Source organism: Methylobacterium sp. J-026, from assembly GCF_022829585.1.
In the GTDB taxonomy this organism is placed as follows: Bacteria; Pseudomonadota; Alphaproteobacteria; order Rhizobiales; family Beijerinckiaceae; genus Methylobacterium.
Genome location: NZ_JAKSYC010000241.1, coordinates 89122 through 111801 on the forward strand (window position 1 = coordinate 89122; position 22680 = coordinate 111801).

Sequence of the window (22680 nt, forward strand, 5' to 3'; positions counted from 1 at the left end):
CGCTTTTCAAAGGCGGGCGTGGCGTTTATCCGTGCGGACCGGTCGTCGCCCGGGTCCGGCCAGCCGGCCGTGCGGATTCCTGCGGGCGACTCGAACGCCGGACGCGGCGGCCGAAAACCGGCAGCCAGTCGGGGCCCCGGCCCGTAGACGCCCGAATCAGATCCGCCCGGAGCGCACCATGTCGTCCCCGAACTCGCCGACCCTGACCCTCGACGGTCTCGACCTCGCCGCCCTGCTCTGCTCCCGCGTCTGCCACGACGTGATCAGCCCCGTGGGCGCGATCGTGAACGGGCTCGAGGTCCTGGAGGATGATCAGGACGAATCGATGCGCACCTTCGCGCTGGAACTGATCGGGAAGAGCGCCCGGCAGGCCTCCGCGCGGTTGAAGTTCGCCCGGATCGCCTTCGGGGCCGCGGGATCGGCCGGCGCCTCGATCGACCTCGCCGATGCCGAGGGCGTGGCCAAGGGGATGTTCTCCGACGACAAGACCAAGCTGACCTGGAGCGCCCCGCAGGCCCTGTTCCCCAAGAACAAGGTCAAGCTGCTGCTCAACCTCGTGATGATCGCCACGACCGCGATCCCGCGGGGCGGCGCGATCGACGTCGTGGTCTCCGGCGACGGCGCGGCGCCCACCTTCGTGTTCAAGGCCAAGGGCTCGCATGCCCGCATTCCCCCGCACGTGGAGGAACTGATGGCCGGCAGCCCCGAGAGCGGCACCGTCGATGCCCACGGCATCCTGCCGTTCTATGCCGGCCTCGTCGCGCGGGCCGCCGCCATGGATGTTCGATTCGCCATTCAGGATGACGAGGTGACGATCACGGCCGGGCCGACAGTGATCGAAGCATCCGAGGACGCCGCTGAAGAGGCTTCGGGCGCGGAGCAGGGGTGAAACTTTGGAAAGCCGGGGCGCGGGGAGGAATCGAAACACTTCCCTAACCGCGCCCGAGTAAGTACGATACGTGAGACATTCTCCCCGTTACGAGTAGCGCCTATGGACGACCTGCTTCGCGAGTTCCTGACCGAGAGCGGGGAGCATCTCGACACGGTCGATGCAGAGCTCGTCCGATTCGAGCAGGACCCTAACAACGAGACGATTCTTCGGAACATCTTTCGGCTCGTCCATACGATCAAGGGAACCTGCGGATTCCTCGGCCTGCCGCGCCTCGAAGCCTTGGCGCATGCCGCAGAGACCTTGATGGGGCGGTTCCGGGACGGGCTGCCCGCCACCTCCGCCTCCGTCACGCTGATCCTCCTGACCCTGGACCGGCTGAAGGAGATCCTGGCCGACCTGGAAGCCACCGGCACGGAGCCGGCGGGATCCGATGACGACCTCATCTCCGCCCTGGAGCGCATGGCCACGGGCCCGGCCGCGGTTGCTCCGCCGCCCCCGCCCGAGCCGGTGCTGCCCGAGCCGGTGTCCCGGGAGCTGAAGCCCGGCGAGGTATCCCTGGACGATCTAGAGGCCGCGTTCCTGTCGGCCCCGGGCCCGGACGAAGCCGATTTCGCCCCGCCTCCGGTCATGGCCGCCGCGCCGGCGCCCGCCGCCGCCCCGGCGGTGCGCCCGGTGCCGAAGGCGGCGCCGCAGATCGAAGCGGTGCAGGCCGAACCGGCGGAGGCCGAGCCGGCGCGCGTCGAGAAGGCCGAGGGCGCCGAGGGGGAGACGGCCGCGGCGTCCAAGAACCAGACCATCCGGGTGAGCGTCGACACGCTCGAGCACCTGATGACGATGGTCTCGGAGCTGGTGCTGACCCGCAACCAGCTCCTGGAGATCGCCCGCCGCCACGAGGATTCGAGCTACAAGGTGCCGCTGCAGCGCCTGTCCCACGTCACGGCCGAGCTGCAGGACGGCGTGATGAAGACGCGCATGCAGCCGATCGGCAACGCGTGGCAGAAGCTGCCGCGGGTGGTGCGCGATCTCTCGGGCGAACTCGGCAAGCAGATCGAGCTCGTCATGGTCGGCGCCGAGACCGAGCTGGACCGGCAGGTCCTCGAGGTGATCAAGGATCCGCTGACCCACATGGTCCGCAATTCGGCGGATCACGGCCTCGAATCGACCGCCGAGCGCGTGGCGGCGGGCAAGCCCGCCCGCGGCACGATCCGGCTGGCCGCCTACCATGAGGGCGGCACGATCACGATCGAGATCGCCGACGACGGCAAGGGCCTGAACCTGGCGGCGATCCGCAAGAAGGCGGTGGAGCGCGGGCTCGCCTCCCAGGCCGACGTCGACCGGATGACCGACGCGCAGGTCGCCAAATTCATCTTCGACGCCGGGTTCTCGACGGCGGCGGCGGTCACCTCGGTGTCGGGCCGCGGCGTCGGCATGGACGTCGTCAAGACCAACATCGAGACCATCGGCGGCCTGATCGACATCGCCACCACGGCGGGCCGGGGCACCACCTTCACCATCAAGATCCCGCTGACGCTGGCCATCGTGGCGGCGCTGATCGTGCGGGCCGGCGAGCACCGTTTCGCCCTGCCGCAGGTGGCGGTGCTGGAGCTGGTGCGGGTCGATGCCGGGGCCCAGCGGGTCGAGCGCATCAACGGCGCGCCGGTGCTGCGCCTGCGCGAGCGGCTGCTGCCGATCGTCTCGCTGACCGGGCTGCTCGGCCAGGCGGCGGCCGGCGCGGAGACCGAGCAGGCCGGCTTCGTGGTGGTGGCCCAGGTCGGGCGGGAGCGCTTCGGGATCCTGGTGGACGAGGTCTTCCACACGGAGGAGATCGTCGTGAAGCCGATGTCGGTGAAGCTCCGGCACATCCCGATGTTTGCCGGCAACACGATCCTGGGCGACGGCGCCGTGGTGCTGATCGTCGATCCCAACGGCGTGGCCCGTCAGGTGGCTCAGGGCAGTCAGGGCACCGGCGGACACGCGGATTCGGATGCCGACGAGTCGATCGAGGTCACTGACAGCAAGACCACGCTCCTGGTGTTCAAGGGCGGCCATGACAGCTTCAAGGCGGTGCCGCTCTCGCTGGTCACCCGTCTCGAGGAAATCGAGTGCGCGAAGGTCGAGTGGCTCGGCGGCCGTGCGCTGATCCAGTACCGCGGGCGCCTGATGCCCCTGGTCCCGGCCGACCCGGCGATCACGATCAAATCGGAGGGGACCCAGGCCCTGGTGGTGTTCTCCGACGGCGAGCGCGCCATGGGTCTCGTGGTCAACGAGATCGTCGACATCGTCGAGGAACGCCTCGACATCGAGATCGCGGCGGATCGCTCCGACCTGATCGGCTCGGCGGTGCTGCGGGGCCGGGCGACCGACATCATCAACATCGCCCATTTCCTACCGCTGGCCTACGACGACTGGGCGCGCGGCCTGAAGCGGCCCGAGCAGCTCTCGACGGTCCTGCTGGTCGACGATTCGGACTTCTTCCGCGACATGCTGAGCCCGGTGCTGAAGGCGGCGGGCTACCAGGTGATCACGGCGGCGAGCGCCGACGCCGCGCTGGGGATCCTCCACGCCGAACCGCAGATCGCCGTGGTGGTCACCGACCTGGAGATGCCGGGCCGCAGCGGCTTCGATCTCGTCGCCGCGATGCGCCGCGCCGACTCGCGGATCGCCGGCCTCCCGGTGATCGGCCTCACCGGGGCGATCGGCGCCGACGCGGTGGAGCGGGCCCGGGCTCTCGCGATCAGCGACCTCGTGGCGAAGTTCGACCGCGCCGGACTGATCGCGGCACTCGCCGAGATCGGCCCCGCGGCGGTCTCGAAAGCCGCCTGATCCCCGCCGCCGGCCCCGAAACGATCGAATCCGGAGAGTTGTGATGCAGGCTGCCAACGCCAACGGCACCGAGACCGGTGCCACCGACGACTTCGTCACGGTCTATGTCGGCGAGACCCTGTTCGGGCTGGCGATCGAGCGGGTCCACGACGTGTTCGTCCCCTCGGGGGTGACCCCGGTGCCCCTGGCGCCGGCCGAGATCGTCGGCCTCCTGAACCTGCGCGGCCGCGTGGTCACGGCCATGAGCCTGCGCCGGCGCCTGGGGCTGCCCGACGCCGAGCCCGAGGCGGACGGCAAGGCCAGTCCGAAGATGGCGATCGGCCTGGAGCAGGGCGGCGAGACCTTCGCCCTCGTGGTCGACGGCGTCGGCGAGGTGCTCAAGCTCGGCGCCGACAGCCGCGAGGCGGTGCCGATCAACCTGGATCCGCGCTTCCGCAACCTCGCCATCTGCGTCCACCGTCTCGACGGGCGCCTCCTGGTGATTCTCGACGTGGACGCGCTCCTCGGCTTCACGGCTGCCGGCGCCAAGGCGGCTTGAGGGAGGGGGCAATGAAGGCGCCGCACGAGACCACCTGCCTGGTCGTGGACGATTCCGCGGTGATCCGGAAGGTCGCCCGGCGGATCATCGAGGATCTCGGCATGAACGTCAGCGAGGCCGAGGACGGCAACGCCGCCCTGGTATCCTGCGCGGCCCACATGCCCGACGCGATCCTGCTCGATTGGAACATGCCGAACATGGACGGCTACACCTTCCTCCAGGCCCTGCGCCGGAGCGAGGGGGGCGGGGTGCCGAAGGTCCTGTTCTGCACGACGGAGAACGATGTCGGTGCGATCGCCCGGGCCCTTCGGGCGGGGGCGGACGAGTACATCATGAAGCCCTTCGACCGCGACATCCTGACGGCCAAACTCGAACAGGTCGGGCTCTTCGCCGACGCGGCCTGAGCCCGCCCCGCACGTCCCCGCATCCGCGACCCTGTACCCGAGGCAAGCATCATGGCCCTGAGCCCCGCGGTCGCACCGCTGCGCACGCCGCCAACCCAGAGTACCTCCGGGTCCGCCGCGGCGATCCGGGTTCTGGTGGCCGACGATTCTGCCGTGGTCCGGGGCCTGGTGGCCCGCTGGATCGGCGAGGCCGGGTTCACCCTCGTGGGAACGGCCTCCAACGGGCGCATCGCCCTGGAGATGATGGCCAAGCACGACCCGGACGTGGTGCTGCTCGACATCGAGATGCCCGAACTCGACGGCACCACGGCGCTGCCCCGCATGCTCACCATGAGCCCGAGCGTGCAGGTCGTGATGATGTCGACCCTGACGACCCGCAATGCCGACATCTCGCTGAAATGCCTCGCCCTCGGGGCGGTGGACTACATCGCCAAGCCCGAGAGCAGCCGCGGCGTCACCACCTCGGACACGTTCCGGGCGGAGCTGATCGAGCGCGTGCGCGTCTTCGGCGCCGCCCGGGCCCGGACCCGGCGTCCGGCCTCCGCCCCCGCGGCGGCGCCCGCAGCCCCGGCGCCGACAGCCCATGCGGCCGCGCCCGCACCGCGCCCCGCGACGCCCTTCACCCTGCGGCCGAAGGTCCGCAGCCGCACCGCGCCCCGCGCCCTCCTGATCGGCTCGTCGACGGGCGGGCCGCGGGCGGTGGGCGAGATGCTGGAGGGGATCGGCGCGGCCACCCTGCGCCGCCTGCCGGTGCTGATCGTGCAGCACATGCCGCCGATCTTCACGGCGGTGTTCGCCGAGCACCTCACCACCCGCACGGGCGTCCAGGCGGCGGAGGGCAAGGCTGACGAGCGGATCGAGCCGGGGCGCATCTACGTGGCCCCGGGGGGGCGCCACATGGGTCTCGCCGCGGGACCGAACGGCCCGGTCATCAAGCTCACGGACGGGCCGCCGGTGAATTTCTGCCGCCCGGCGGTGGACGTGCTGTTCAAGGACGCGGCGGTCGTGTTCGGGGCCGCCACCGCGACCGTGATCCTCACCGGCATGGGTTCGGACGGCACCAACGGCGCCCGGGCCCTCACCGAGGCCGGCGGCCCGGTCCTGGCTCAGGACGAGGCCACCAGCACCGTCTGGGGCATGCCGGGCAGTGTCGCCCGGGCCGGCCTCGCCGAGGCCGTGCTGCCGCTATCCGACCTCGCGGCGGCGCTGCGCACCCTGATCACGGGTCAGTCGGCATGACCGAGCTCGAATTCGAATTCCTGCGCGGCTTCCTCAAGCAGCGCTCCGGCCTCGCGCTCACCGCCGAGAAGCGTTACCTCGTGGAGAGCCGGCTGACCCCGGTCTGTCGCCGCTACGGGCTCGGGAGCCTCGGCGAGCTGATCGGCACGCTCAAGCTCGGCCGGGACGGCGCGATGGAGCGGGACGTGGTCGAGGCGATGACCACGAACGAGACCTTCTTCTTCCGCGACCGGATCCCGTTCGACCTGTTCCGCGACACGCTGCTTCCGGGGGTGCTGGCGCGCAACGCCAGCCGGCGCCGGCTGCGGATCTGGTGCGCGGCCTCGTCCACCGGGCAGGAGCCGTACTCGCTCGCCATGCTGCTGCAGGAGGCCGCGCCCCGGATGCCCGGATGGCAGGTCGAGATCGTGGCCACCGACCTCTCCACCGAGGTGATCGAGAAGGCCAAGCTCGGACTCTACAGTCATTTCGAGGTCCAGCGCGGCCTGCCGGTCCAGTGGCTGATCAAGTACTTCACGCAGGTCGGCGAGCAGTGGCAGATCGCCCAGAGCCTGCGGTCCATGGTCGATTACCGCCAGCTCAACCTGCTGCACAGCTTCGCGTCGCTCGGCCAGTTCGACGTGATCTACTGCCGCAACGTGCTGATCTACTTCGACGCGCCGACCAAGTCGGATGTCCTGGCGCGGCTGGCCGCGCAGCTCGCCCCGGAGGGCGCGCTCCTGCTCGGGGCCGCGGAGACGGTGATCGGACTGACCGACCGGCTCTCCCCGCATCCGAAGCATCGCGGCCTCTACAGTCACGCCGCGCCCGCTTCGCGCCCGGGCGAGATCGTACCGCCGCTGCGGGTGGCCGCGGGCGTCTGACGGACCGCGACGGCCGGGCACCCCACGCGGGGCAGGGCCCGGCCGCCGATCCGGCGCAATGCGGGCAGGACGGAAACGCGGTCTTAAGGGACGCGTGGGTATTTTGCACACGGACCCGCAGCCGGGCGATTCCGGCAGATCCGTGCCCCCGAGCGTTTCCATGAGCACCGTCTCCGCCACCACGACCGCGCAGCTCTACGCGCAGCGAAGGTCGACGCAGGACAGTCCCAAGACGCGGATGTCCGATACGATCAGCAGCGAGCTGTCGGCCGGCACCCTCAGCAGCACCGACGCGACCGCCCTGACGAGCGCCCTGTCGTCGATCGATTCGAGCCTGTCGGCCGACCGCACCAGCGCGAGCGCCAGCGGCACCCAGGCCAAGCTCGACCCGTCCTCGATGAAGGACCGGATCGACGGCCTGATCTCTGACCAGGTCAGCAGCGGCAGCCTGACCAGCGATCAGGCCACCGAGCTGAAGACCCTGTTCGCCAGCCACGGGCAGAGCACCCAGGCCTCCGACGCCACCGCGGATGACGGCAGTGTGTCCGGCGCCGGCGGCCCACCCCCCGGTCCCCCGCCCGGCCCGCCGCCCGGCGACGCCACGTCGGGCAGCGGCGCGTCCAGCGCGTCCAGCACGTCGAGCAGTTCCAGCACCGCGTCGGCGAGCGACCTGCTGTCCAGTTTCCTCCAGCAGCTCCAGAGCAGCCAGTCGTCCAGCGTCGGCTACGGGGCGAGCGGCACGAACAGCAGCACCAACATCTCGGCCCTGCTGTTCGACTTCAAGAGCTGACACCGGCGCGTTCGTGGCCCCGTCGCCGGGCGCATCGCCCGCCTGCGCCCGGCGGGGTCGACCCCGGCCGCGCGCCGGGGCATCGTCCGGCCCACGCATTCGCGGGGCCGGGAGACGGGGCATGGCGGCAGGAACGGCGGCGGCGCACGGGGCCGGGTTGCCCAAGGTCGCGTTCATCGGCACCGGCGGCACGATCGCGTCGCTGGGGCGCGACGCCCTCGACATCCTCGATTATTCCGCCACCGACCGGCGCCTGGAAGCGGGGGCGATCCTGGAGGCGGTGCCGGAACTGGCGGCGGTCGCCACGATGGTGCCGGTCCCGTTCCGGGCGGTGCCGAGCCCGGCGATCGGGTTCTCGGAGTGGCGCGACCTCGTCCTGCTGTGCGCGCAGACCGCCGCGGCGCATCCGGGCCTCGCCGGCCTCGTCATCGGGCACGGCACCGCCACCCTGGAGGAGACCGCCTACGCCCTCAGCCTGACCCTGACGGTGGACCTGCCGGTGGTGCTGGTCGGCTCCCAGCGGCCCATGAGCGCGCTCTCCACCGATGCCAAGCTCAACCTGATCGCCGCCGTGCGCACCGCGGCGGCGCCCGAATCCCGCGGGCGCGGCGTGCTCGTGGTGCTCAACGACGAGATCCAGGCCGCCCGGGAGGTGACCAAGACTTCGGTGGCCCGGCTCCAGACCTTCCGGAGCCCGGATTTCGGGGTGCTCGGCCAGGTCGACGGCGCGCATGTCCGCTACTATCGCCGCTCCGAGCGGGCGCATGCGCCGGGCACGCCCTTCGACATCCGCAGCCTCGCCGCGCTGCCGCGGGTCGACGTGTCCTACGGCTACGCCGATGCCGACGGCACGGCCGTGCGCGCGTTCGTGGCCGCGGGGGCGCGGGGCCTCGTCTCGGCGGGGCTCGCCCCGGGCATGACCCCGCCCGGGGAGGCCGAGGCCCTGGAGGCGGCGGCCGCCGCCGGGCTCGTGGTGGTGATGTCGACCCGGGCCGGGAGCGGCGTGGTGCCCCTCACCACCCGCCTGCGCAGCCGCGGTATCCTCAGCGCCGACAACCTGACGCCGCAGAAGGCCCGGATCCTGCTCGCCCTGGCGCTGACCGTCACGCGCGAGCCGGACGCGGTCGCGCGTTTCTTCGCCACTTACTGACGCCGATGGCGCTGATCGATCCGACCCGCGCGCTCCTGCTGATCATCGACGTCCAGGTCCGGCTCATGCCGGCCATCGCCGGAGGCGCCGGGGTGATCGCCAATGCCGGCCGCCTCGCCGCGGCGGCGCGGCTCCTCGACGTGCCGGTCCTGATCACCGAGCAGAATGCCGGCGGCCTCGGGCCGACCGTGCCGGACCTCGCCCCGGAAGCCGGCACGGCCTTCCCCAAGATGCGTTTTGGCGCCGCGCAGGCCCCGGGCTTTCTCGACCGGATCGGGGACCGCGACTGCGTGGTGACCGGCTGCGAGGCGCATATCTGCGTGCTGCAGACGGTTCTCGGGCTACGCGAGGCGGGGCGGCGCGTTCACGTGGTCGGCGATGCCGTCGGCGCGCGCCGGGTCGAGAGCCGGGACGCGGCGCTTGCCCGGATGGCGGCCCACGGCGCCGACATCGTCACCACCGAGATGGTGGTGTTCGAGTGGCTGGGCACCGCCCGCCACCCCCGGTTCCGCGACGTGGTCAAGCTGATCAAGTAGGGGGCGCCGCGGCCGGTCAGGGGCCGTTCAGGGCCGCGCGGGTCTGCGCGTCGGGGCCGATATCATCGGTCCCGCTCATGCCCAGCACCGCGATGAGGCGCATCCGGGCGCGGCTGACCCGGCTCTTGATCGTGCCGACGGCCACACCGCAGATCGCCGCGGCCTCCTCGTAGGTGAAGCTCTGGGCCCCGACCAGGACCAGCGCCTCGCGCTGGGCGGCCGGCAGGGTGTTCAGGGCGCTCTGGAACTGCGCCATCTCCATCCGGATCTCCTGCTCCGGCAGGGCGGTCAGCCGGCCGGCATGGACCCCGTCGGCATCCTCGACCTCGCGCTTGCGCTTGCGCTGCTCGGAGTAGAACAGGTTGCGCAGGATCGTGAACAGCCACGCGGTGAGGTTGGTCCCCCGCCGGAAGCTCGCGGCGTTGATCCAGGCCCGGACCAGGGTGTCCTGCACGAGGTCGTCCGAGCGGTCGAGATCGTAGGTCAGGGAGAACGCGAAGGCCCGCAGTGCCGGGATCGAGCCGAGCAGGAGGTCGCGCATCTCGGCGTCGGCGCCCGATGGGGCCGGGCCGGCGCCGCACCCCGCGGGGGCCGCTTTGAGCATCAGGGTCATGGCTGGGCCTCCGTGTCGGAGCAGGCGGCGAGGGCGTCGAGGAGCGTCCGGAGCCGGTCCGGGACCGGCAGGGCCAGGACGCCGGCGTAGTGCACGCGCAGGCCGCGCCCGATCCGGTCCCGGACCGCCGCGTCGATCGCGCGGCGCGATGCGCGCGCCGCCCTCTGCGGGATCGCGACGCCCGGCCCGTCCGCCATTGCGGCGCCGGGGATCGCCCGCTCGTCCTTGGTCCCCGTCATGGCCGCGCCCCGTGCCGTGCGCGATGCGGCCCCGCGGGGCCCTGCATTCCACCGCGCCGGTCCCGTGACCGGCCGCCGCGGAGACGCGTCTCATCGCCTTCCGACAGCGCTGATAGGCGCCACGGATTTAATCGGCTCTGAATTACGCATTCAGGGAATTTTAATCTTCCGACAGCCCAGCTTGACTGTGGTCGACAAGAATATATCTGCAGTTACAATTCAGAAATACTGGTCTATAGCTTGGCCGTGGCGAATATCGACCTTCCAGTCTGAACGCCGGATGAGCGCCGGGGCCGGGCGCGATCGGCCCCGGCTTCGCGCGTCTCCGTCCCCTGCGACGATGGGCACAGATCGGCCTGGACGGGCCGCGACTCACTTTCGTCAACGCCGTAGCCGCAAGGGGGAGGGGCCAGGGGTGGGGGTGGCTCAGAAGGCACCGCACCGTTCGATCCTGCACGACCCCCACCTCCAACTCCTCCCCGCAAGGGCTACGGGCGGCACAGGTTTGAGGCACCCGGCTCAAGACGCGCAGCGCGACAGGCCCCCTCTCCCGCACGGGAGAGGGGACCCGAGCCCCATCCTGAGGCCACGTCGCCAAAGCCGATCCGTGAATCCGGTAGCCTGCGGGGGGAGGGAGGGCGCGTGGGTTGCCGGCTAGCCGTCCCGGCAAACCGCCGGGATCAGGGGCCCGTCAGCGGCCAACATCCGGCCGGGGATCCGCGACGAAGCCGTCGCGGTTCGGCATCCGGATCGCCGCCAGGCCGGGGGCGTCGAGCACGGCCCCGTCCGGGACGAGCCCGTTCAGGTTCAGGATGTAGGCCGAGACCGCGTAGACGTCGTCGGGGCTGAGCGATCCCGGGGCGTTCATCGGCATGGCCCGGCGGATGTAGTCGAACAGGGTCGGCGCGTAGGGCCAGAAGCTGCCCACCGTCTTGACCGGCTTGGCCGTGGCCAGGGTGCCCTGGCCGCCGACCAGCGGATCGCCGATCCCGCCCTCGCCGTGGGCGCCGTGGCAGGCGGCGCAGTGCGCCTCGAACACCGCCCGGCCCTGGGCGACGCTGCCGCGGCCCGGCGGCAGCTTCCGGCCCTCGCGGTCGATGTCGATGTTCCAGGCCGCGATCTCGGCCGGCGTCGCCGCCCGGCCGATGCCGTAGCGCTCCGCGGCCCGCGCCGCGCCGGCCGCGCCGAGCAGGAGGAAGGCGGCCGCGAGCGCGCGGGTGCTACGCGTAGCCATTGGCCACCTCGCCGGTCTCCGCGACGCGCCAGGGGACGATCGCGTTGTTGTGGTAGAAGGACTTGAGCCCGCGCACCGCCGTCAGATCCGAAAAACTCGGCTGGACGTAGCCGGTCTCGTCGATCGCCCGGCTCATGATGGTCGTCGGCGTGCCGTCCCAGCTCCAGGGCAGGCGGAACCGCGTCAGCGCCCGGGTCAGGACCGGCGCCTGCAGGGCCGCGTCCGCCCAGGTCCTTCCGTCATCGACCGAGACCTCGACGCGCTGGATCCGCCCGCGTCCGCTCCAGGCGATCCCGGTGATCTCGTTGAAGCCGCGGACGATCCGCTGGGTGCCGGAGGGCCGGGTGATGATCGACTTCGCCTCCATCACGAAGGTGAATTGCCGGGCCGTGCCGTCCGGCATGGAATCCGTGTACTTGGCGGTCTCCTCGCGGGAATAGGCCGGCTCCGCCGTCACGTTGAGGCGGCGCAGCCACTTCACGTTCATGTTGCCCTCGAAGCCGGGCAGGAGCACCCGCAGCGGGTAGCCCTGCTGCGGGCGCAGCCGCTCGCCGTTCTGGCTGTAGACCAGCAGGGCGTCGTCGAGGCACTTCTCGACCGGGATGCTGCGGGTGAGGGCGGCGGCGTCCGCGCCCTCCGCGACCACCCACTTGGCCTCCGGCTTGAGCCCGGCCTCGCGCAGCACCGTCGCGAGCCGCACGCCGGTCCACTCGGCGCAGCTGACCAGCCCGACGAGGTCCGAGGCCGTCTGGCCCTTGATCGCCTCGAAGCTCGGGTTGCCCGAGCATTCGAGGAAATGGATGTGGGATTCCGACGGGAAGCGCCGGATGTCGTCCATGGTCAGGACCAGGGGCGTCTCCACGAGCCCGTGGATCATCAGGCGGTGCCGGGCGGGGTCGATGTCGGGGATGCCGCCGTGGTGGCGCTCGTAGAACAGACCGTTGGGCGTGAGGATGCCGTCGAGATCTTGGAGCGGCGTGCGGCTCGACGCCGAGATGTACTGCTTGAGGCCCTTGGGCACGTTGCGGATCACGTCCGCCTCGAAGCGCGAGGGCGTCCCGTAGGTCTGGCTGCCGACATCGGCGCCCGGCACGGTCATCCATTCCGGGGTGCCGGGGGGCATCGCCTCCTCCGCCCGGGCGGCGCCGGCCAGCGCGCCCACGGCCGCGGCCGCGCCCTGGACGAGGAAGCGCCGCCGCGCCGGCGGACCGTCAGGGTCTCGGGTCATCGCATCGCGCTCCAGCCTGGGGGTCGAAGATCACCCTCGTGCCGGCAAAGCCTACAGGAAAACCGGCCTCCTGCCAGGCAGCAGGGCCTCGGCCTCCGCGAGGGTCAGCGTTCCGTGAGGTGGCGGCGCACGGCCCGCGCCGTGACGGCCGAGACGCGCACGTTCGATTCCCGGGTCACCCCGGCGATGTGCGGCGTCAGGATCAGGTTGGGCACGTCGGTGAACACCGCGCCGGCCTCCGCATCGAGGGGCTCGCGGTCGAACACGTCGAGGGCCGCGCCGCCGAGATGGCCCGCGCGCAGGGATGCCGCCACGGCGGCCGCGTCCACGATCCCGCCCCGGGCGGCATTGATCAGCACGGCGCCCGGCGGCATCCGGGCGAGGGCGTCGGCGCCGATCAGGCCGCTTGTGGCATCGGTGAGCGGCACGTGCAGGGAGAGGACGTCGCTCCCGGCGATCAGCGCGTCGAGATCCCGGCGCGCCACCGGGCCGGACGGCGGCGTCCAGGCCGGGTCCCCGGGGGCGAGGAACGGGTCGTGGGCCGCGACCGTCATGCCGAGGGCGGCAGCCCGGCGGGCGGTCTCCCGGGCGATGGCCCCGAAGCCCAGGAGGCCGAGGCGCTTGCCGCCGATCTCGCGCCCCATCAGGGCGGTGCGCGGCCAGGTCCCGGCGGCGACCCGGGGGGTGGCCCCGTAGGCGCCGCGCAGCAGCAGCAGCGCGGTGGCCACGACGTATTCCGCCACCGCGCCGTCATTGGCGCCGGTCGCCGGGTAGACCGCGATGCCGCGGTCCCGGCAGGCCGCCACGTCGATGTTGTCGAGCCCGACGCCGAGGCGGCCCACTACCTTGAGTTCCCGCGCCGCGTCCAGCAGGGCGCCGCGCACCTGGGTCCGGTTGCGCACGATCAGGGCATCGGCACCGGCGAGGGCCGCCGCCAGCGCCGCGGGGCGGTCGACGAGGCCGGGATCGTACAGGGTGTCGAAGTCGGCGAGTTCGTCGGCGATCGCCGCCTCGTCCATGAACTCGCTGATGACGACCTTGCGCATGGGATGTCCTTCTCAGGTCGCCGGCACGGCGGCCGGCAGGGGGCTGCGTGCGCCTCTTCGCCCGGGCCGTCCACTGCGAGGGGGCGGGCCCGCGCCAACGCGTTCCCCGCGTGATCCGGGCCCGCCGGCACCGGACGGGCGCGTCAGGCACCGCGGTCGAGCTTCGTCTTCGCGAAGTCCCGGGGGGCCCGATCGACTTGGCGGTGCGCATCGCCAGGGCGATGATAATCCGCTGCGCCGGCATTCGGTGCTCCGATACCGCTCCCCCGTCGTCCACGCACAGGAGATCCGGGCCGACCCGTCGCCGGCGGCTCTGTGCCGCCAAGTCCCGTCACCGTCCACGGAGCCGCGGCCATCCCACCGCCGGGGCGCCGCGTTTTTCGGACCCGCCCGGCGTCCCGCTGCCGGCGGCTGACGGCAGGCGCCGCGGCCCAGGCGCCTCACGCCGGCTGGCGCTGCACCGGGGCGAGGCCGAAGCGGATGATCTCGTGGGGCAGGCGGTCCAGCGGCAGGACCTTGACGGCGGCGTCGCGCTCGATCGCCTCCTTGGGCATGCCGAACACCACACAGCTCTCCTCGTCCTGCGCCACCGTGAGCGCGCCGGCCCGGCGCATCTCCAGGAGGCCGTTGGCGCCGTCGTCGCCCATGCCGGTCATGAGGATGCCGAGCGCGTTGGCGCCGGCGCATTGCGCGGCCCCGCGGAACAGCACGTCCACCGAGGGGCGGTGGCGCGAGACCAGCGGGCCGTCCTTCACCGCAACGGTGTAGCGCGTGCCGCTGCGCTGGAGCAGCAGGTGCCGCCCGCCCGGCGCGATCAGGGCCTGGCCGGGGCCGACCGCGTCACCGTCCTCGGCCTCCTTCACCGCGATGGCGCAGAGCCCGTCGAGCCGCTTGGCGAAGGCCGCCGTGAAATGCTCGGGCATGTGCTGGACGATGACCAGGCCCGGGCAATCGAGCGGCAGCACCTCGAGCACGTCGCGCAAGGATTCCGTGCCGCCCGTGGAGGCGCCGATGCAGACGATCGGCTCGGTCCCGGCCAGGGTCCGGGGGCGGCCCGAGGGCGGCAGCACGGCGTCGGCGGTGAGCTTGGCCTCGATCGGCCGGAAGGCCGGACGGCTCGCGCGCAGCTTCGCCCGGGCGGCGGCCCGGACCGCGTCGCAGACCCGCACCGAGGATTCCGTCAGGAACTGGCGGGTGTCGACGCGGGGCTTCGGGAGGACGTCGACGGCGCCCGCCTCCAGCACCTCGAACAGGGTCCGCGAGCCGTCGTCGGTGAGCGTCGAGCAGATGATCACCGGGATCGGCCGCTGGGCCATGATCTTGCGCAGGAAGGTCAGCCCGTCCATCCGGGGCATCTCGAGGTCGAGGATGATGACGTCCGGGACCTCGTCGTGGATGCGCCGGGCCGCGATGAACGGGTCCGCCGCCGTGCCCAGCACCGCGATGTCGGGGGCCGCCTCGAGGATGCCCACCAGGGTCTGCCGCACCGAGGCGGAATCGTCCACGATCAGGACGCGGATCGGAGGGATGCGGCTCACGCGACCGCGCCCTTCACCGCACCGAAGATCGTCGAGGAGACCTGCTCCAGGCCCGGCACCCCGGCCCCGGCCATCGATTCCGAATGCCCGACCACAAGGAAGCCGCCGGGCCGCAGATGCGTGGCGAGCCGGGACAGTACTGCCCGCTGGGTGTCCTTGTCGAAGTAGATCAGGACGTTGCGGCAGAAGATGATGTCGATGTCGTGATCGACCGGGTACTGGGCGTTCATCAGGTTCAAGTGCTTGAAGCGCACGCGGGCCCGCAGCTCCGGGACGATCCGCCCGACCTTCCAGGTCGGGTCCCGGGCCTCCATCACGTAGCGCCTGCGGAAATGCGGCGGCACCGCCTGGAGGACGTCCTCCGGATAGATGCCGTCGGCGGCGACCCGCAGGACCTCGGTGGAGACGTCGGTGCCGAGGATCGCGTAATCGAGGGCATGCCCGGCCATTGCCATGTCGTGCAGCACCATCGCCAGGGTGTAGGCCTCGGCCCCCGTGGAGGCGGCGGCACTCCACAGCTTGAGGCGCGCCTGGGTGGCGCCGTTCCGGCGCAGCATCGGTACCAGCTCGTCCCGGAGCTGGTCGAAATGCGCCGGCTCGCGGAAGAAATCGGTCTTGTTGGTGGTGACGCAATCGATGATGTGGACGAGTTCCTGGGCGAGGTGGCCCTCCTCGAAGACGTGCCGCCCGTAGGCCGACAGGGATTCGATATCGAGGGCGCGCAGGCGCTTGCGCAGCCGTCCCTCCACCATGGTGCGCTTGGCCGCCGGGATCTGGATCCCGACCCGGTCCTGGATCAGGTCGGCGACGCTCTCGAAATGTCGGTCGCTCAGCTGCGGCATGGCATCGATCCTCGTCCGGCGTTCAGGCTGCGAGCGCCGGGACCAGGAGGGCCGGGTCGTCGCCCGCCATCAGCGCCTTGAGGTCGAACACGACCACGAAGGCCTCGCCCCGCCGGCCGATGCCGGCGATGTAGGTCGAGCGCCAGCGGCCGCCGACATCGGGGGCGGGCTCCAGATCGGCGCTGTCGAGCTCGGTGACCTCGATCACCCGGTCGGCCACGAAGCCGACCCGCATCTCGCGCGTCCCCATGGGGATGTTGAGCAGGATGATCCGGGTCGCCGGGGTCACGCCGGTCGCCGGGAGGCCGAGCTTCGTGCGCAGGTCGATCACCGGGTAGCTCTGCCCGCGCACGTCGATCATGCCGACCAGGAACGGCGGCGCCTGCGGCAGGGCCGCCGGCGCGCGGTAATCGAGAATCTCGTGCACGGATTCGATGGCGATCCCGAAGATCTCGCGATCGAGGCCGAGGGTCAGGTATTGCCACACGCTGGACATGCTCTGGTCTCCGGCTGGGCCGCTGCCGGCCGGGTCCTGCCCGATCTGGGGGACACGGGCCTTCACCGCGGCACTCTGGGGTCGGTCGTTTCAGGGAGGGGCACCGCGCGAAAGACGCCCGCGCGGTGCCGGGGCCGCTCAGGCGGCGCGGATGAAGTCGGCGTCCCGGGCGTCGCCGTCGCCCATGTCGAAGTCGAAGCCGCTCCCCGAAGCCAGGGTCGGCCGGCCGGCGCGGGCCTTGCCGCCGGCCTTCACGCCGGCCTTGGCCTTGGCCGGCGCGCCCATCCGGGCCGCCGTCGCCCGCAGCCGCGTCGCCGCCGCGGTCACGTCCGCCCCCGCCGCATCGACGCGGAAATACGCGATCGTCGCCTGCAGCCGCTCGGCCTGAGTGGCCAATTCGTCCGAGGTCGCCGAGACCTGTTCGGACGCGCTGGCGTTCTGCTGGGTGACCTTGTCGAGCTGCTGGATCGCCTGGTTGATCTGCGCCGAGCCGACATCCTGCTCCCGGCACGCCGCCGAGATCTCTTCCACCAGGATCGCGGTCTTGCGGATATCCGGGACCAGCCGCCCGAGCATCTCGCCGGCCTGCTGGGCCGCCTTCACCGTGTCGGCCGAGAGCGTGCCGATCTCGGCCGCCGCCGCCTGGCTGCGCTCGGCGAGCTTGCGCACCTCGGACGCCACCACCGCAAAACCCCGGCCGTGTTCGCCGGCGCGCGCCGCCTCGACGGCGGCGTTGAGCGCCAAAAGATCGGTCTGTCGGGCGATCTCCTGCACGATGGTGATCTTCTGGGCGATGGTCTGCATGGCATCGACCGCGCGTCCCACCGCGACGCCGCTGGCCTCGGCGTCCTGGGCCGACTGGCGCGCGATGGCCTCGGTCTGGCTGGCGTTCTGGGCGTTCTGCTTGACGTTGGCAGCCATCTCCTCGACCGAGGCGGAGGCTTCCTCGGTGGAGGCGGCCTGCTCGGTCGAGCCCTGCGACAGCTGCTCGGCCGAGGACGACAGCTCCTGAGAACCCGCCGACACGTTGGTGGTGGCGGCGATGACCTGGGTCACGACCTCGCGCAGCTTCAGGTTCATCGCCTGGACGGCGTGCAGCAGATCGGTGATCTCGTCGCGGCCGGACCCGACCACGTCCCGGGTCAGGTCGCCCGCGGCGACGCGGGTCGCGGCATCGACCGCCCGCTGCAGGCCCCGGGAGATCGCGATCGACAGCCAGACGGCCATGGCGAACCCGATCGCCACCGCACCGGCGATGACGCCGCCGAGCATCAGGCGCGTGGATTCATAGGCGGCCTGGGTGTCGCGGACGTAGCTTTGGGCCACGTCCTCCTCGTAGGCGCGCAGCTTCGCGGCCTCGCCGGTGACCGCCGCCCGGGCCTGGGTGAACGGGCCCACGATGATCTGTAGCGCCTTGGCGTCGGTGTTGGCGAGACCGAGAGCGAAGATCCGCTCGCCGATCGGCTCCCAGGTCTTGACCGCGGCCGAGATCGCCCGGACCGCGTCGAGGAAGCCGTTGGCGCGGCCGGCCTCGGTGAGCCGGGCGAGATCCTGATCGAGCTGGCGGCGATGCTCCTGATACTCGCCGGCGAACGTCGCGAGCTGCGCCTCGTCGCTGATCATCACCTCGCGGTAGATCTCAGCCACGAGGCGGGTCACCCGCAGCTCGATGGCGTCGACGAGGCGGCGGTTCTCCACCGACAGGTCCGGGCGGGAGGCCAGTTCCTCGATCCGGGCCATCACGGCTCCGTAGGCGGCCATCTGCTCATTGCCGGCGATACCGATGGCGGTGTTGTTGCCGTTCTTGGTCGACAATTCCATGCCCTTGGCCGCGACCTCGTTCAGCTGGTTCCAATGGTCCTGCAGGGGCCTGATCCGGGCACGCTCCTCCGGCGTGGCCCGCTCCGTGAGCTCAGCCAGGAGTGCGCGGAACCGGCCGTCCTGGGCCTTGAAGTCGAGGGTGAGCTGCGCCCGCCCGGCATCGGTCGGCTCCAGCAGCGTGCGGTTCATGATGCGCGCCGCCTCGACCGAGAGGGTCTCGACGCGCAGGATGCGCTGGACCTGCGCGAACGGGCCGGACGCGAAGGCCTGCATCCGCTCGTTCGAGGCGCTGAGGCTCGCGATGGCCAGGTAGCCGGCCCCGCCCAGGAGGACCAGGATCTCCAGGGCGACCGCGGTCACCTCGAACACCTTGTCGGCCACCAGCGCGACCAGGGTCGGATCGCCGTCGAGATCGAGCTCGACGACCACGAAGCGCGTGTCCGGCGTGGCCGCTGCCATCGGCATGCCGAAGCGCTCCCGGATGTCGGCCAGCGGCACGACGTTGCCGCGCACGTTGACCACGTGGCCGAGATGCGGGCGCGCCCCGGCGACCCGGGTGGTCGGGATCGGGTCGATGATCTCGCGCACCATCCCGGCCCCGAGCGCGAAGGTCTCGGTGCCGATGCGCATCATCACGACCTGCAGGGCGCGGCCCTGCTCGATGGCCTCGACGAAATCGGTCATCACGCCACCTCGCGGTATTCGCGCAGCCCGTCCGGGGCGGCGCCGATCTGTCCGCCGGCCATCAGCTGGGCCGGGTCGATGATGAGCGCCGCGGTGCCGTCGCCCAGGATCGTGGCGCCCGAGAAGGTCGTCACGTCGGCGTGCAGCTTTGACAGCGACTTGATCACCGTCTGGTGGTTGCCGAGGATCTGGTCGGCCACGAGCCCGAACCGGGTCTCGCCCACCGAGACGACGATCACCTTCTGGTACGGGTCGGGCTCGCCGGTCGCCGCGAACAGGCTGCGCAGGCGCAGGAACGGCACGAGGTCGCCGCGGATGTCGAGGAAGTCCCGGCCGCGCTCGCTGCGCCCGCCCTCGGGCAGCTCGACGCATTCCTCCACGGCCGCCAGCGGCAGCACGTAGCGGCCGTCGCCGACCCGGATCAGCAGGCCCTCGATGATCGCCAGCGTCAGCGGCAGGCGCAGCACGATGGCGGTGCCCGCTCCCGGCTCGGTGGTGATGTCGATCGAGCCGCGCAGGGCCTCGATCGTCTTCTTGACGACATCCATCCCGACGCCGCGGCCGGACAGCGCCGAGATCTGCTGCGCGGTGGAGAAGCCGGGGGCGAACAGGAACTGGTAGACCTGCTGGTCGGTGAGCGGGGTGCCGGGGGCGACGAGCCCGCGCTCCTCGGCCTTGGCGCGAATGCGCGCCACGTCGAGGCCGGCGCCGTCGTCGCGCACGGTGACGTGGACCTGGGCGCCGACATGCTCGGCGGCGAGCGAGATGCGCCCGGTGGCGTCCTTGCCGGAGGCGCCCCGGCGGGCGGGGTCCTCGATGCCGTGATCGATGGCGTTGCGGATCAGGTGCACCAGCGGATCGGCCAGGCGCTCGATCACGGTCTTGTCGAGCTCGGTCTCCTCGCCCTCGGTGACGAAGGTCACGGGCTTGCCGAGATCCCCCGACAGGTCGTGGACCAGGCGCCGGAACCGGCCGAACAGGGCGCCGATCGGCACCATCCGGATGCTCATGGTGGTGTCGCGCAGCTGCGCCGAGAGCCGCTCGATCTCCTCCGCGATGGTCTGGAGCCCGGCATCGGCATGGTGGCCGGCCAGCTGGCTGAGCCGGGCCTGGGCGATTACCAGCTCGCCGACCCGGTCGAGCAACTCGTCCAGCCGCTCGGCCTCGACCCGCATGGTGCTGGCCACGCGCGGCTCGGTGCCGCGGGCCGGGCCCCGGCGCTCGGCCTCGGCGGGGGTGGCGGGCGGCCTGGCCGACGGTCGGGCAGGCACCGGCGCAGGCACTTGGACAGGCACCGGCGCAGGCACTTGGACCGGCACCTGGACCAGCACCGGGGCAACGGGCTCGGCGACCGGCGCCGGCACGGCTTGCCTGGGCACGGGGACCGGCGCGTCGGGAGCCGGCGCGACGTCGTCCAGCGGCGTCAGGGTCAGGACCATGTCGTCCCGCACGAACAGGAAGACGTCCTCGATCGCCTCCCGGGTCGCGGACCCGCGCAGCGTCACGTCCCAGCCGAGCGCCAGGCTCTCCGGCTCGAGGGCGGCGAGGGCGGGCAGGTCGCCCAGGCGCGGCACGACCGTGCAGGCCCCCAGCTCGCGCAGCTCGTCGAGCAGCGCCAGCGGGTTGGTGCCGTTGCGCAAAACCTCCGGGGCGAAGGCGATCCCGATCCGCCACCCGGCGGTCCCGGCATCCGGTATCTCCGGGTCCGGCGCCCCGGGACCCGGCTGCGCGGCCGGCTGGGCCTGGGCCCGGCCCACCAGCCGCTCGAGTTCCGCCAGGATCGCCTCGCCGATCACCGGGGCGGTGGAATCCGGATCCTCGATCAGGGTGCGGATGTAGTCCTTGGCCGAGAGCGAGATGTTGACCAGATCGGCGCTGATCGGAACCTCGCCGCGCCGGACCAGGTCGAACGCGGTCTCGAAATCGTGCGTGAAGGCCGCGACCCGGTCGAAGCCGAACATCGCCCCCGACCCCTTGATCGTGTGCAGGGCCCGGAACGCCGTGTCGACCAGCGCCGAGTCGCCGGGCCGGTCGCCGAGGTCGAGCAGCGTGGTCTCCAGCCGGTCGAGAAGCTCGTTGGCCTCCGCCAGAAACACCTCGCGTGGATCGTGATCAGTCATCGTCGAGCGGATCCAGTTGCGCCGTCTTCGGAGGCATCGGGACGATCACGCGCCAATTTGGCGCAAGCCGAAGGCTAGATCGCGCGATCAACCCAAGACTCGGGCCATCGATCAGGAGCCATCCTAATTTAAGGGTGTTAAAAAAAGAAGATGGAACCTCCTTAAAAAACCTTCTAAGTCCGATTTTTTCCTCAGAAAATGCGTTTTTTGAATGAAACAAGTTTGGTATTTTGGTCAAAAACCAATCTACTAGGATAGAAAGTCTTGATTTGTACAATTTTGCGCAATATATGTACTGTGTAATCGCGCTCCGATGCGCAAATAAATGCAAGAATACACATTGCTACAGTCGAGATGCATCGAAATCAGTCGTGGATCAGAACAGGTCGATGCCCGCGAGCGGATCGTCCTCGCGCCCGCGCGTCGGCGCCGCGGTGCCGAGCAGGCGGCGGGACATCCGCTCCCGGACCTCCCCGAGGGTGCAATCGGCGATCATCGCCGCCGCCCAGTCCCGCTCCGCGTCGGCGCCGTCCGCCGGGGCCGTCCGGAGGGCGCGCAGGATCGCCTGGAGGTTTTGCATGCGCTGCTTGGCGAGATCCTGGAACTGCATCGCCACGATGGCGCCCGAGACGTCCTGCGTGATCGCCTCGGTGGTCTGCACGGTCTGGCCGAGCACACCGGCAAACCGCGAGCTCTGCTCGACCAGGGCCTGCATCACCACGCGCACCCGGGCGTCGGCATTCCGGCTCTCCTCCGACATGTCGATGGTGGCGATGTCGTGCAGCAGCGCGTGGCTGCTGCGCAGAACGAGCGTGCCTTGCAGCGGTTGAAGGCTCAACGCGGCAGAGCCTAACGGGCAGGGGTTCGGATGAGCGATGTCGTGGCCGCTCTCCTTTTGGCCTCAGCGGCTGAGGATCGAGCGGGATGCGTGGCGCGAGGAGGCCGAGCGGCTGCAGGCGCGCCGGACGCGGATGGCCTAACATCTACAGGACAACTCCGTCGAACCAACTATCCGACTATGCTCCTAATCCACCTTAATCACCGCCGTTAACCAATTCATAACAATTGTTAACAGATCGTTGGCGTATAGCCCTGATTTGTGAGGAAATACGTAGGCGGGTCGGTGCCCGTTGCGTTTCCGAGGTCATCATGGTTCGGGTTCCAGCCCCCAGGCTCTTACTCCGCCTGGGTCTGCGCACGCTTCCGAGCCTCGCCGCACCGTCGACCCTACTTCTGCTCGCCGGCACAGGTTCGGCCAGCGCGCACGTGAAGTGGTTCTGTGCCTATGATGTCGCCGGCCAACCGCGCGGCCTCGAACAGGTGCTGTGCCCGAACTTCGAGTGGCTGACGGGGCTCGCCCTGGTCTGCTTGATGGCGGGTTGCCTGGCCGAGGGTACTCCGCTCGGCTACGCTCTCCTGAATGCGCTCGTCCGTGTCACAACCCGCATCCGCTTCGACACCGAGCTGCTGGTCCGCGCCACGCTGGGTTGCTTCCGGGTTTCGCTCTTCGACCTCGGTGGTATCATTTGGACCCTGGAACTGCAGACCGATGTAGCTTGGATCCCGGTGCTGCAACTCGCCATG

The 22680-nt window shown here is 71.0% G+C and carries 20 protein-coding genes and 2 pseudogenes; 10 read left to right on the top strand and 12 right to left on the bottom strand.

From position 1 onward, the window contains the following. Positions 1-178 precede the first annotated feature (178 nt). From chpT to MKK69_RS21410, 9 genes are all read left to right on the top strand, one after another. Positions 179-889 (top strand): histidine phosphotransferase ChpT, encoded by a 711-nt coding sequence (chpT, locus tag MKK69_RS21370; RefSeq protein ID WP_243971216.1) that lies wholly within the window; start codon positions 179-181, stop codon positions 887-889. Positions 890-991: 102 nt separating this feature from the next. After that, a complete protein-coding gene (locus tag MKK69_RS21375; protein ID WP_243971218.1) occupies positions 992-3715 on the top strand; it encodes a hybrid sensor histidine kinase/response regulator in 2724 nt (907 codons plus the stop codon). A gap of 43 nt (positions 3716-3758) precedes the next feature. Then, positions 3759-4253 (top strand): chemotaxis protein CheW, encoded by a 495-nt coding sequence (locus tag MKK69_RS21380; RefSeq protein WP_243971220.1) that lies wholly within the window; start codon positions 3759-3761, stop codon positions 4251-4253. An 11-nt stretch (positions 4254-4264) separates the two neighbouring features. Continuing rightward, positions 4265-4657 (top strand): response regulator, encoded by a 393-nt coding sequence (locus MKK69_RS21385; protein WP_243971222.1) that lies wholly within the window; start codon positions 4265-4267, stop codon positions 4655-4657. A 51-nt stretch (positions 4658-4708) separates the two neighbouring features. Then, a complete protein-coding gene (cheB, locus tag MKK69_RS21390; RefSeq protein ID WP_243971224.1) occupies positions 4709-5896 on the top strand; it encodes a chemotaxis-specific protein-glutamate methyltransferase CheB in 1188 nt (395 codons plus the stop codon). Beyond that, positions 5893-6759: a CheR family methyltransferase gene (locus MKK69_RS21395; protein WP_243971226.1), complete on the top strand. Its 867-nt coding sequence runs from the start codon at positions 5893-5895 to the stop codon at positions 6757-6759. The genes cheB and MKK69_RS21395 overlap by 4 nt, the downstream gene beginning before the upstream one ends. 160 nt (positions 6760-6919) lie before the next feature. Next, positions 6920-7549, top strand: coding sequence for a hypothetical protein (locus tag MKK69_RS21400; protein WP_243971228.1), 630 nt, complete (start codon positions 6920-6922; stop codon positions 7547-7549). A 121-nt stretch (positions 7550-7670) separates the two neighbouring features. Beyond that, positions 7671-8699 (top strand): asparaginase, encoded by a 1029-nt coding sequence (locus MKK69_RS21405; RefSeq protein WP_243971230.1) that lies wholly within the window; start codon positions 7671-7673, stop codon positions 8697-8699. A gap of 5 nt (positions 8700-8704) precedes the next feature. Next, entirely contained in the window at positions 8705-9235 is a 531-nt protein-coding gene (locus MKK69_RS21410) for an isochorismatase family protein (protein WP_243971232.1), read from the top strand. Positions 9236-9251: 16 nt separating this feature from the next. Here MKK69_RS21410 and MKK69_RS21415 read toward each other — a convergent pair whose 3' ends face one another. The 12 genes and pseudogenes from MKK69_RS21415 to MKK69_RS21470 form a co-directional block, all read right to left on the bottom strand. After that, positions 9252-9848 (bottom strand): sigma-70 family RNA polymerase sigma factor, encoded by a 597-nt coding sequence (locus MKK69_RS21415; RefSeq protein ID WP_243971233.1) that lies wholly within the window; start codon positions 9846-9848, stop codon positions 9252-9254. Further along, on the bottom strand, positions 9845-10087 hold the full coding sequence (locus MKK69_RS21420; RefSeq protein WP_243971235.1) for a NepR family anti-sigma factor: 243 nt from the start codon (positions 10085-10087) through the stop codon (positions 9845-9847). Before MKK69_RS21420 ends, MKK69_RS21415 begins: the two co-directional genes overlap by 4 nt. 691 nt (positions 10088-10778) lie before the next feature. Continuing rightward, positions 10779-11321, bottom strand: a complete 543-nt coding sequence (locus MKK69_RS21425; RefSeq protein WP_243971237.1) for a c-type cytochrome — start codon at positions 11319-11321, stop codon at positions 10779-10781. Next, positions 11308-12549 (bottom strand): sulfite dehydrogenase, encoded by a 1242-nt coding sequence (gene soxC, locus MKK69_RS21430; protein WP_243971239.1) that lies wholly within the window; start codon positions 12547-12549, stop codon positions 11308-11310. The genes MKK69_RS21425 and soxC overlap by 14 nt, the downstream gene beginning before the upstream one ends. A gap of 104 nt (positions 12550-12653) precedes the next feature. Then, positions 12654-13595 (bottom strand): NAD(P)-dependent oxidoreductase, encoded by a 942-nt coding sequence (locus tag MKK69_RS21435; protein ID WP_243971241.1) that lies wholly within the window; start codon positions 13593-13595, stop codon positions 12654-12656. A gap of 440 nt (positions 13596-14035) precedes the next feature. Beyond that, positions 14036-15133: a chemotaxis response regulator protein-glutamate methylesterase gene (locus MKK69_RS21440; RefSeq protein ID WP_243971243.1), complete on the bottom strand. Its 1098-nt coding sequence runs from the start codon at positions 15131-15133 to the stop codon at positions 14036-14038. Further along, the gene (locus tag MKK69_RS21445) at positions 15130-15975 is read right to left on the bottom strand and encodes a CheR family methyltransferase (protein WP_243971245.1); all 846 of its coding nucleotides are present in this window, start codon (positions 15973-15975) and stop codon (positions 15130-15132) included. The genes MKK69_RS21440 and MKK69_RS21445 overlap by 4 nt, the downstream gene beginning before the upstream one ends. Positions 15976-15997: 22 nt before the next feature. Then, entirely contained in the window at positions 15998-16471 is a 474-nt protein-coding gene (locus MKK69_RS21450; RefSeq protein ID WP_243971247.1) for a chemotaxis protein CheW, read from the bottom strand. A gap of 138 nt (positions 16472-16609) precedes the next feature. Beyond that, positions 16610-18565: a methyl-accepting chemotaxis protein gene (locus MKK69_RS21455; RefSeq protein ID WP_243971257.1), complete on the bottom strand. Its 1956-nt coding sequence runs from the start codon at positions 18563-18565 to the stop codon at positions 16610-16612. Positions 18566-18652: 87 nt separating this feature from the next. Next, positions 18653-18976 (bottom strand): annotated as a pseudogene (locus MKK69_RS21460) (chemotaxis protein CheW); the annotation flags it as partial. Further along, positions 18976-21096: a chemotaxis protein CheA gene (locus MKK69_RS21465; RefSeq protein ID WP_243971249.1), complete on the bottom strand. Its 2121-nt coding sequence runs from the start codon at positions 21094-21096 to the stop codon at positions 18976-18978. The pseudogene MKK69_RS21460 and the gene MKK69_RS21465, both read right to left, overlap by 1 nt. A 376-nt stretch (positions 21097-21472) precedes the next feature. Further along, on the bottom strand, positions 21473-21934 hold the full coding sequence (locus MKK69_RS21470; protein ID WP_243971251.1) for a hypothetical protein: 462 nt from the start codon (positions 21932-21934) through the stop codon (positions 21473-21475). A 311-nt stretch (positions 21935-22245) separates the two neighbouring features. Here MKK69_RS21470 and MKK69_RS21475 point away from each other — a divergent pair. Further along, a pseudogene (locus MKK69_RS21475) lies at positions 22246-22680 on the top strand (hypothetical protein); the annotation flags it as partial.

Bases quoted from the DNA above. Each gene is read 5' to 3' on its own strand.
- cheB (WP_243971224.1), top strand. From the start codon at position 4,709: ATGGCCCTGAGCCCCGCGGTCGCACCGCTGCGCACGCCGCCAACCCAG.
- MKK69_RS21465 (WP_243971249.1), bottom strand. From the start codon at position 21,096: ATGACTGATCACGATCCACGCGAGGTGTTTCTGGCGGAGGCCAACGAG.
- MKK69_RS21415 (WP_243971233.1), bottom strand. From the start codon at position 9,848: ATGACCCTGATGCTCAAAGCGGCCCCCGCGGGGTGCGGCGCCGGCCCG.
- soxC (WP_243971239.1), bottom strand. From the start codon at position 12,549: ATGACCCGAGACCCTGACGGTCCGCCGGCGCGGCGGCGCTTCCTCGTC.
- MKK69_RS21455 (WP_243971257.1), bottom strand. From the start codon at position 18,565: ATGCAGGCCTTCGCGTCCGGCCCGTTCGCGCAGGTCCAGCGCATCCTG.
- MKK69_RS21410 (WP_243971232.1), top strand. From the start codon at position 8,705: ATGGCGCTGATCGATCCGACCCGCGCGCTCCTGCTGATCATCGACGTC.
- chpT (WP_243971216.1), top strand. From the start codon at position 179: ATGTCGTCCCCGAACTCGCCGACCCTGACCCTCGACGGTCTCGACCTC.
- MKK69_RS21435 (WP_243971241.1), bottom strand. From the start codon at position 13,595: ATGCGCAAGGTCGTCATCAGCGAGTTCATGGACGAGGCGGCGATCGCC.
- MKK69_RS21405 (WP_243971230.1), top strand. From the start codon at position 7,671: ATGGCGGCAGGAACGGCGGCGGCGCACGGGGCCGGGTTGCCCAAGGTC.
- MKK69_RS21400 (WP_243971228.1), top strand. From the start codon at position 6,920: ATGAGCACCGTCTCCGCCACCACGACCGCGCAGCTCTACGCGCAGCGA.
- MKK69_RS21445 (WP_243971245.1), bottom strand. From the start codon at position 15,975: ATGCCGCAGCTGAGCGACCGACATTTCGAGAGCGTCGCCGACCTGATC.
- MKK69_RS21395 (WP_243971226.1), top strand. From the start codon at position 5,893: ATGACCGAGCTCGAATTCGAATTCCTGCGCGGCTTCCTCAAGCAGCGC.
- MKK69_RS21380 (WP_243971220.1), top strand. From the start codon at position 3,759: ATGCAGGCTGCCAACGCCAACGGCACCGAGACCGGTGCCACCGACGAC.
- MKK69_RS21375 (WP_243971218.1), top strand. From the start codon at position 992: ATGGACGACCTGCTTCGCGAGTTCCTGACCGAGAGCGGGGAGCATCTC.
- MKK69_RS21425 (WP_243971237.1), bottom strand. From the start codon at position 11,321: ATGGCTACGCGTAGCACCCGCGCGCTCGCGGCCGCCTTCCTCCTGCTC.
- MKK69_RS21385 (WP_243971222.1), top strand. From the start codon at position 4,265: ATGAAGGCGCCGCACGAGACCACCTGCCTGGTCGTGGACGATTCCGCG.
- MKK69_RS21450 (WP_243971247.1), bottom strand. From the start codon at position 16,471: ATGTCCAGCGTGTGGCAATACCTGACCCTCGGCCTCGATCGCGAGATC.
- MKK69_RS21420 (WP_243971235.1), bottom strand. From the start codon at position 10,087: ATGACGGGGACCAAGGACGAGCGGGCGATCCCCGGCGCCGCAATGGCG.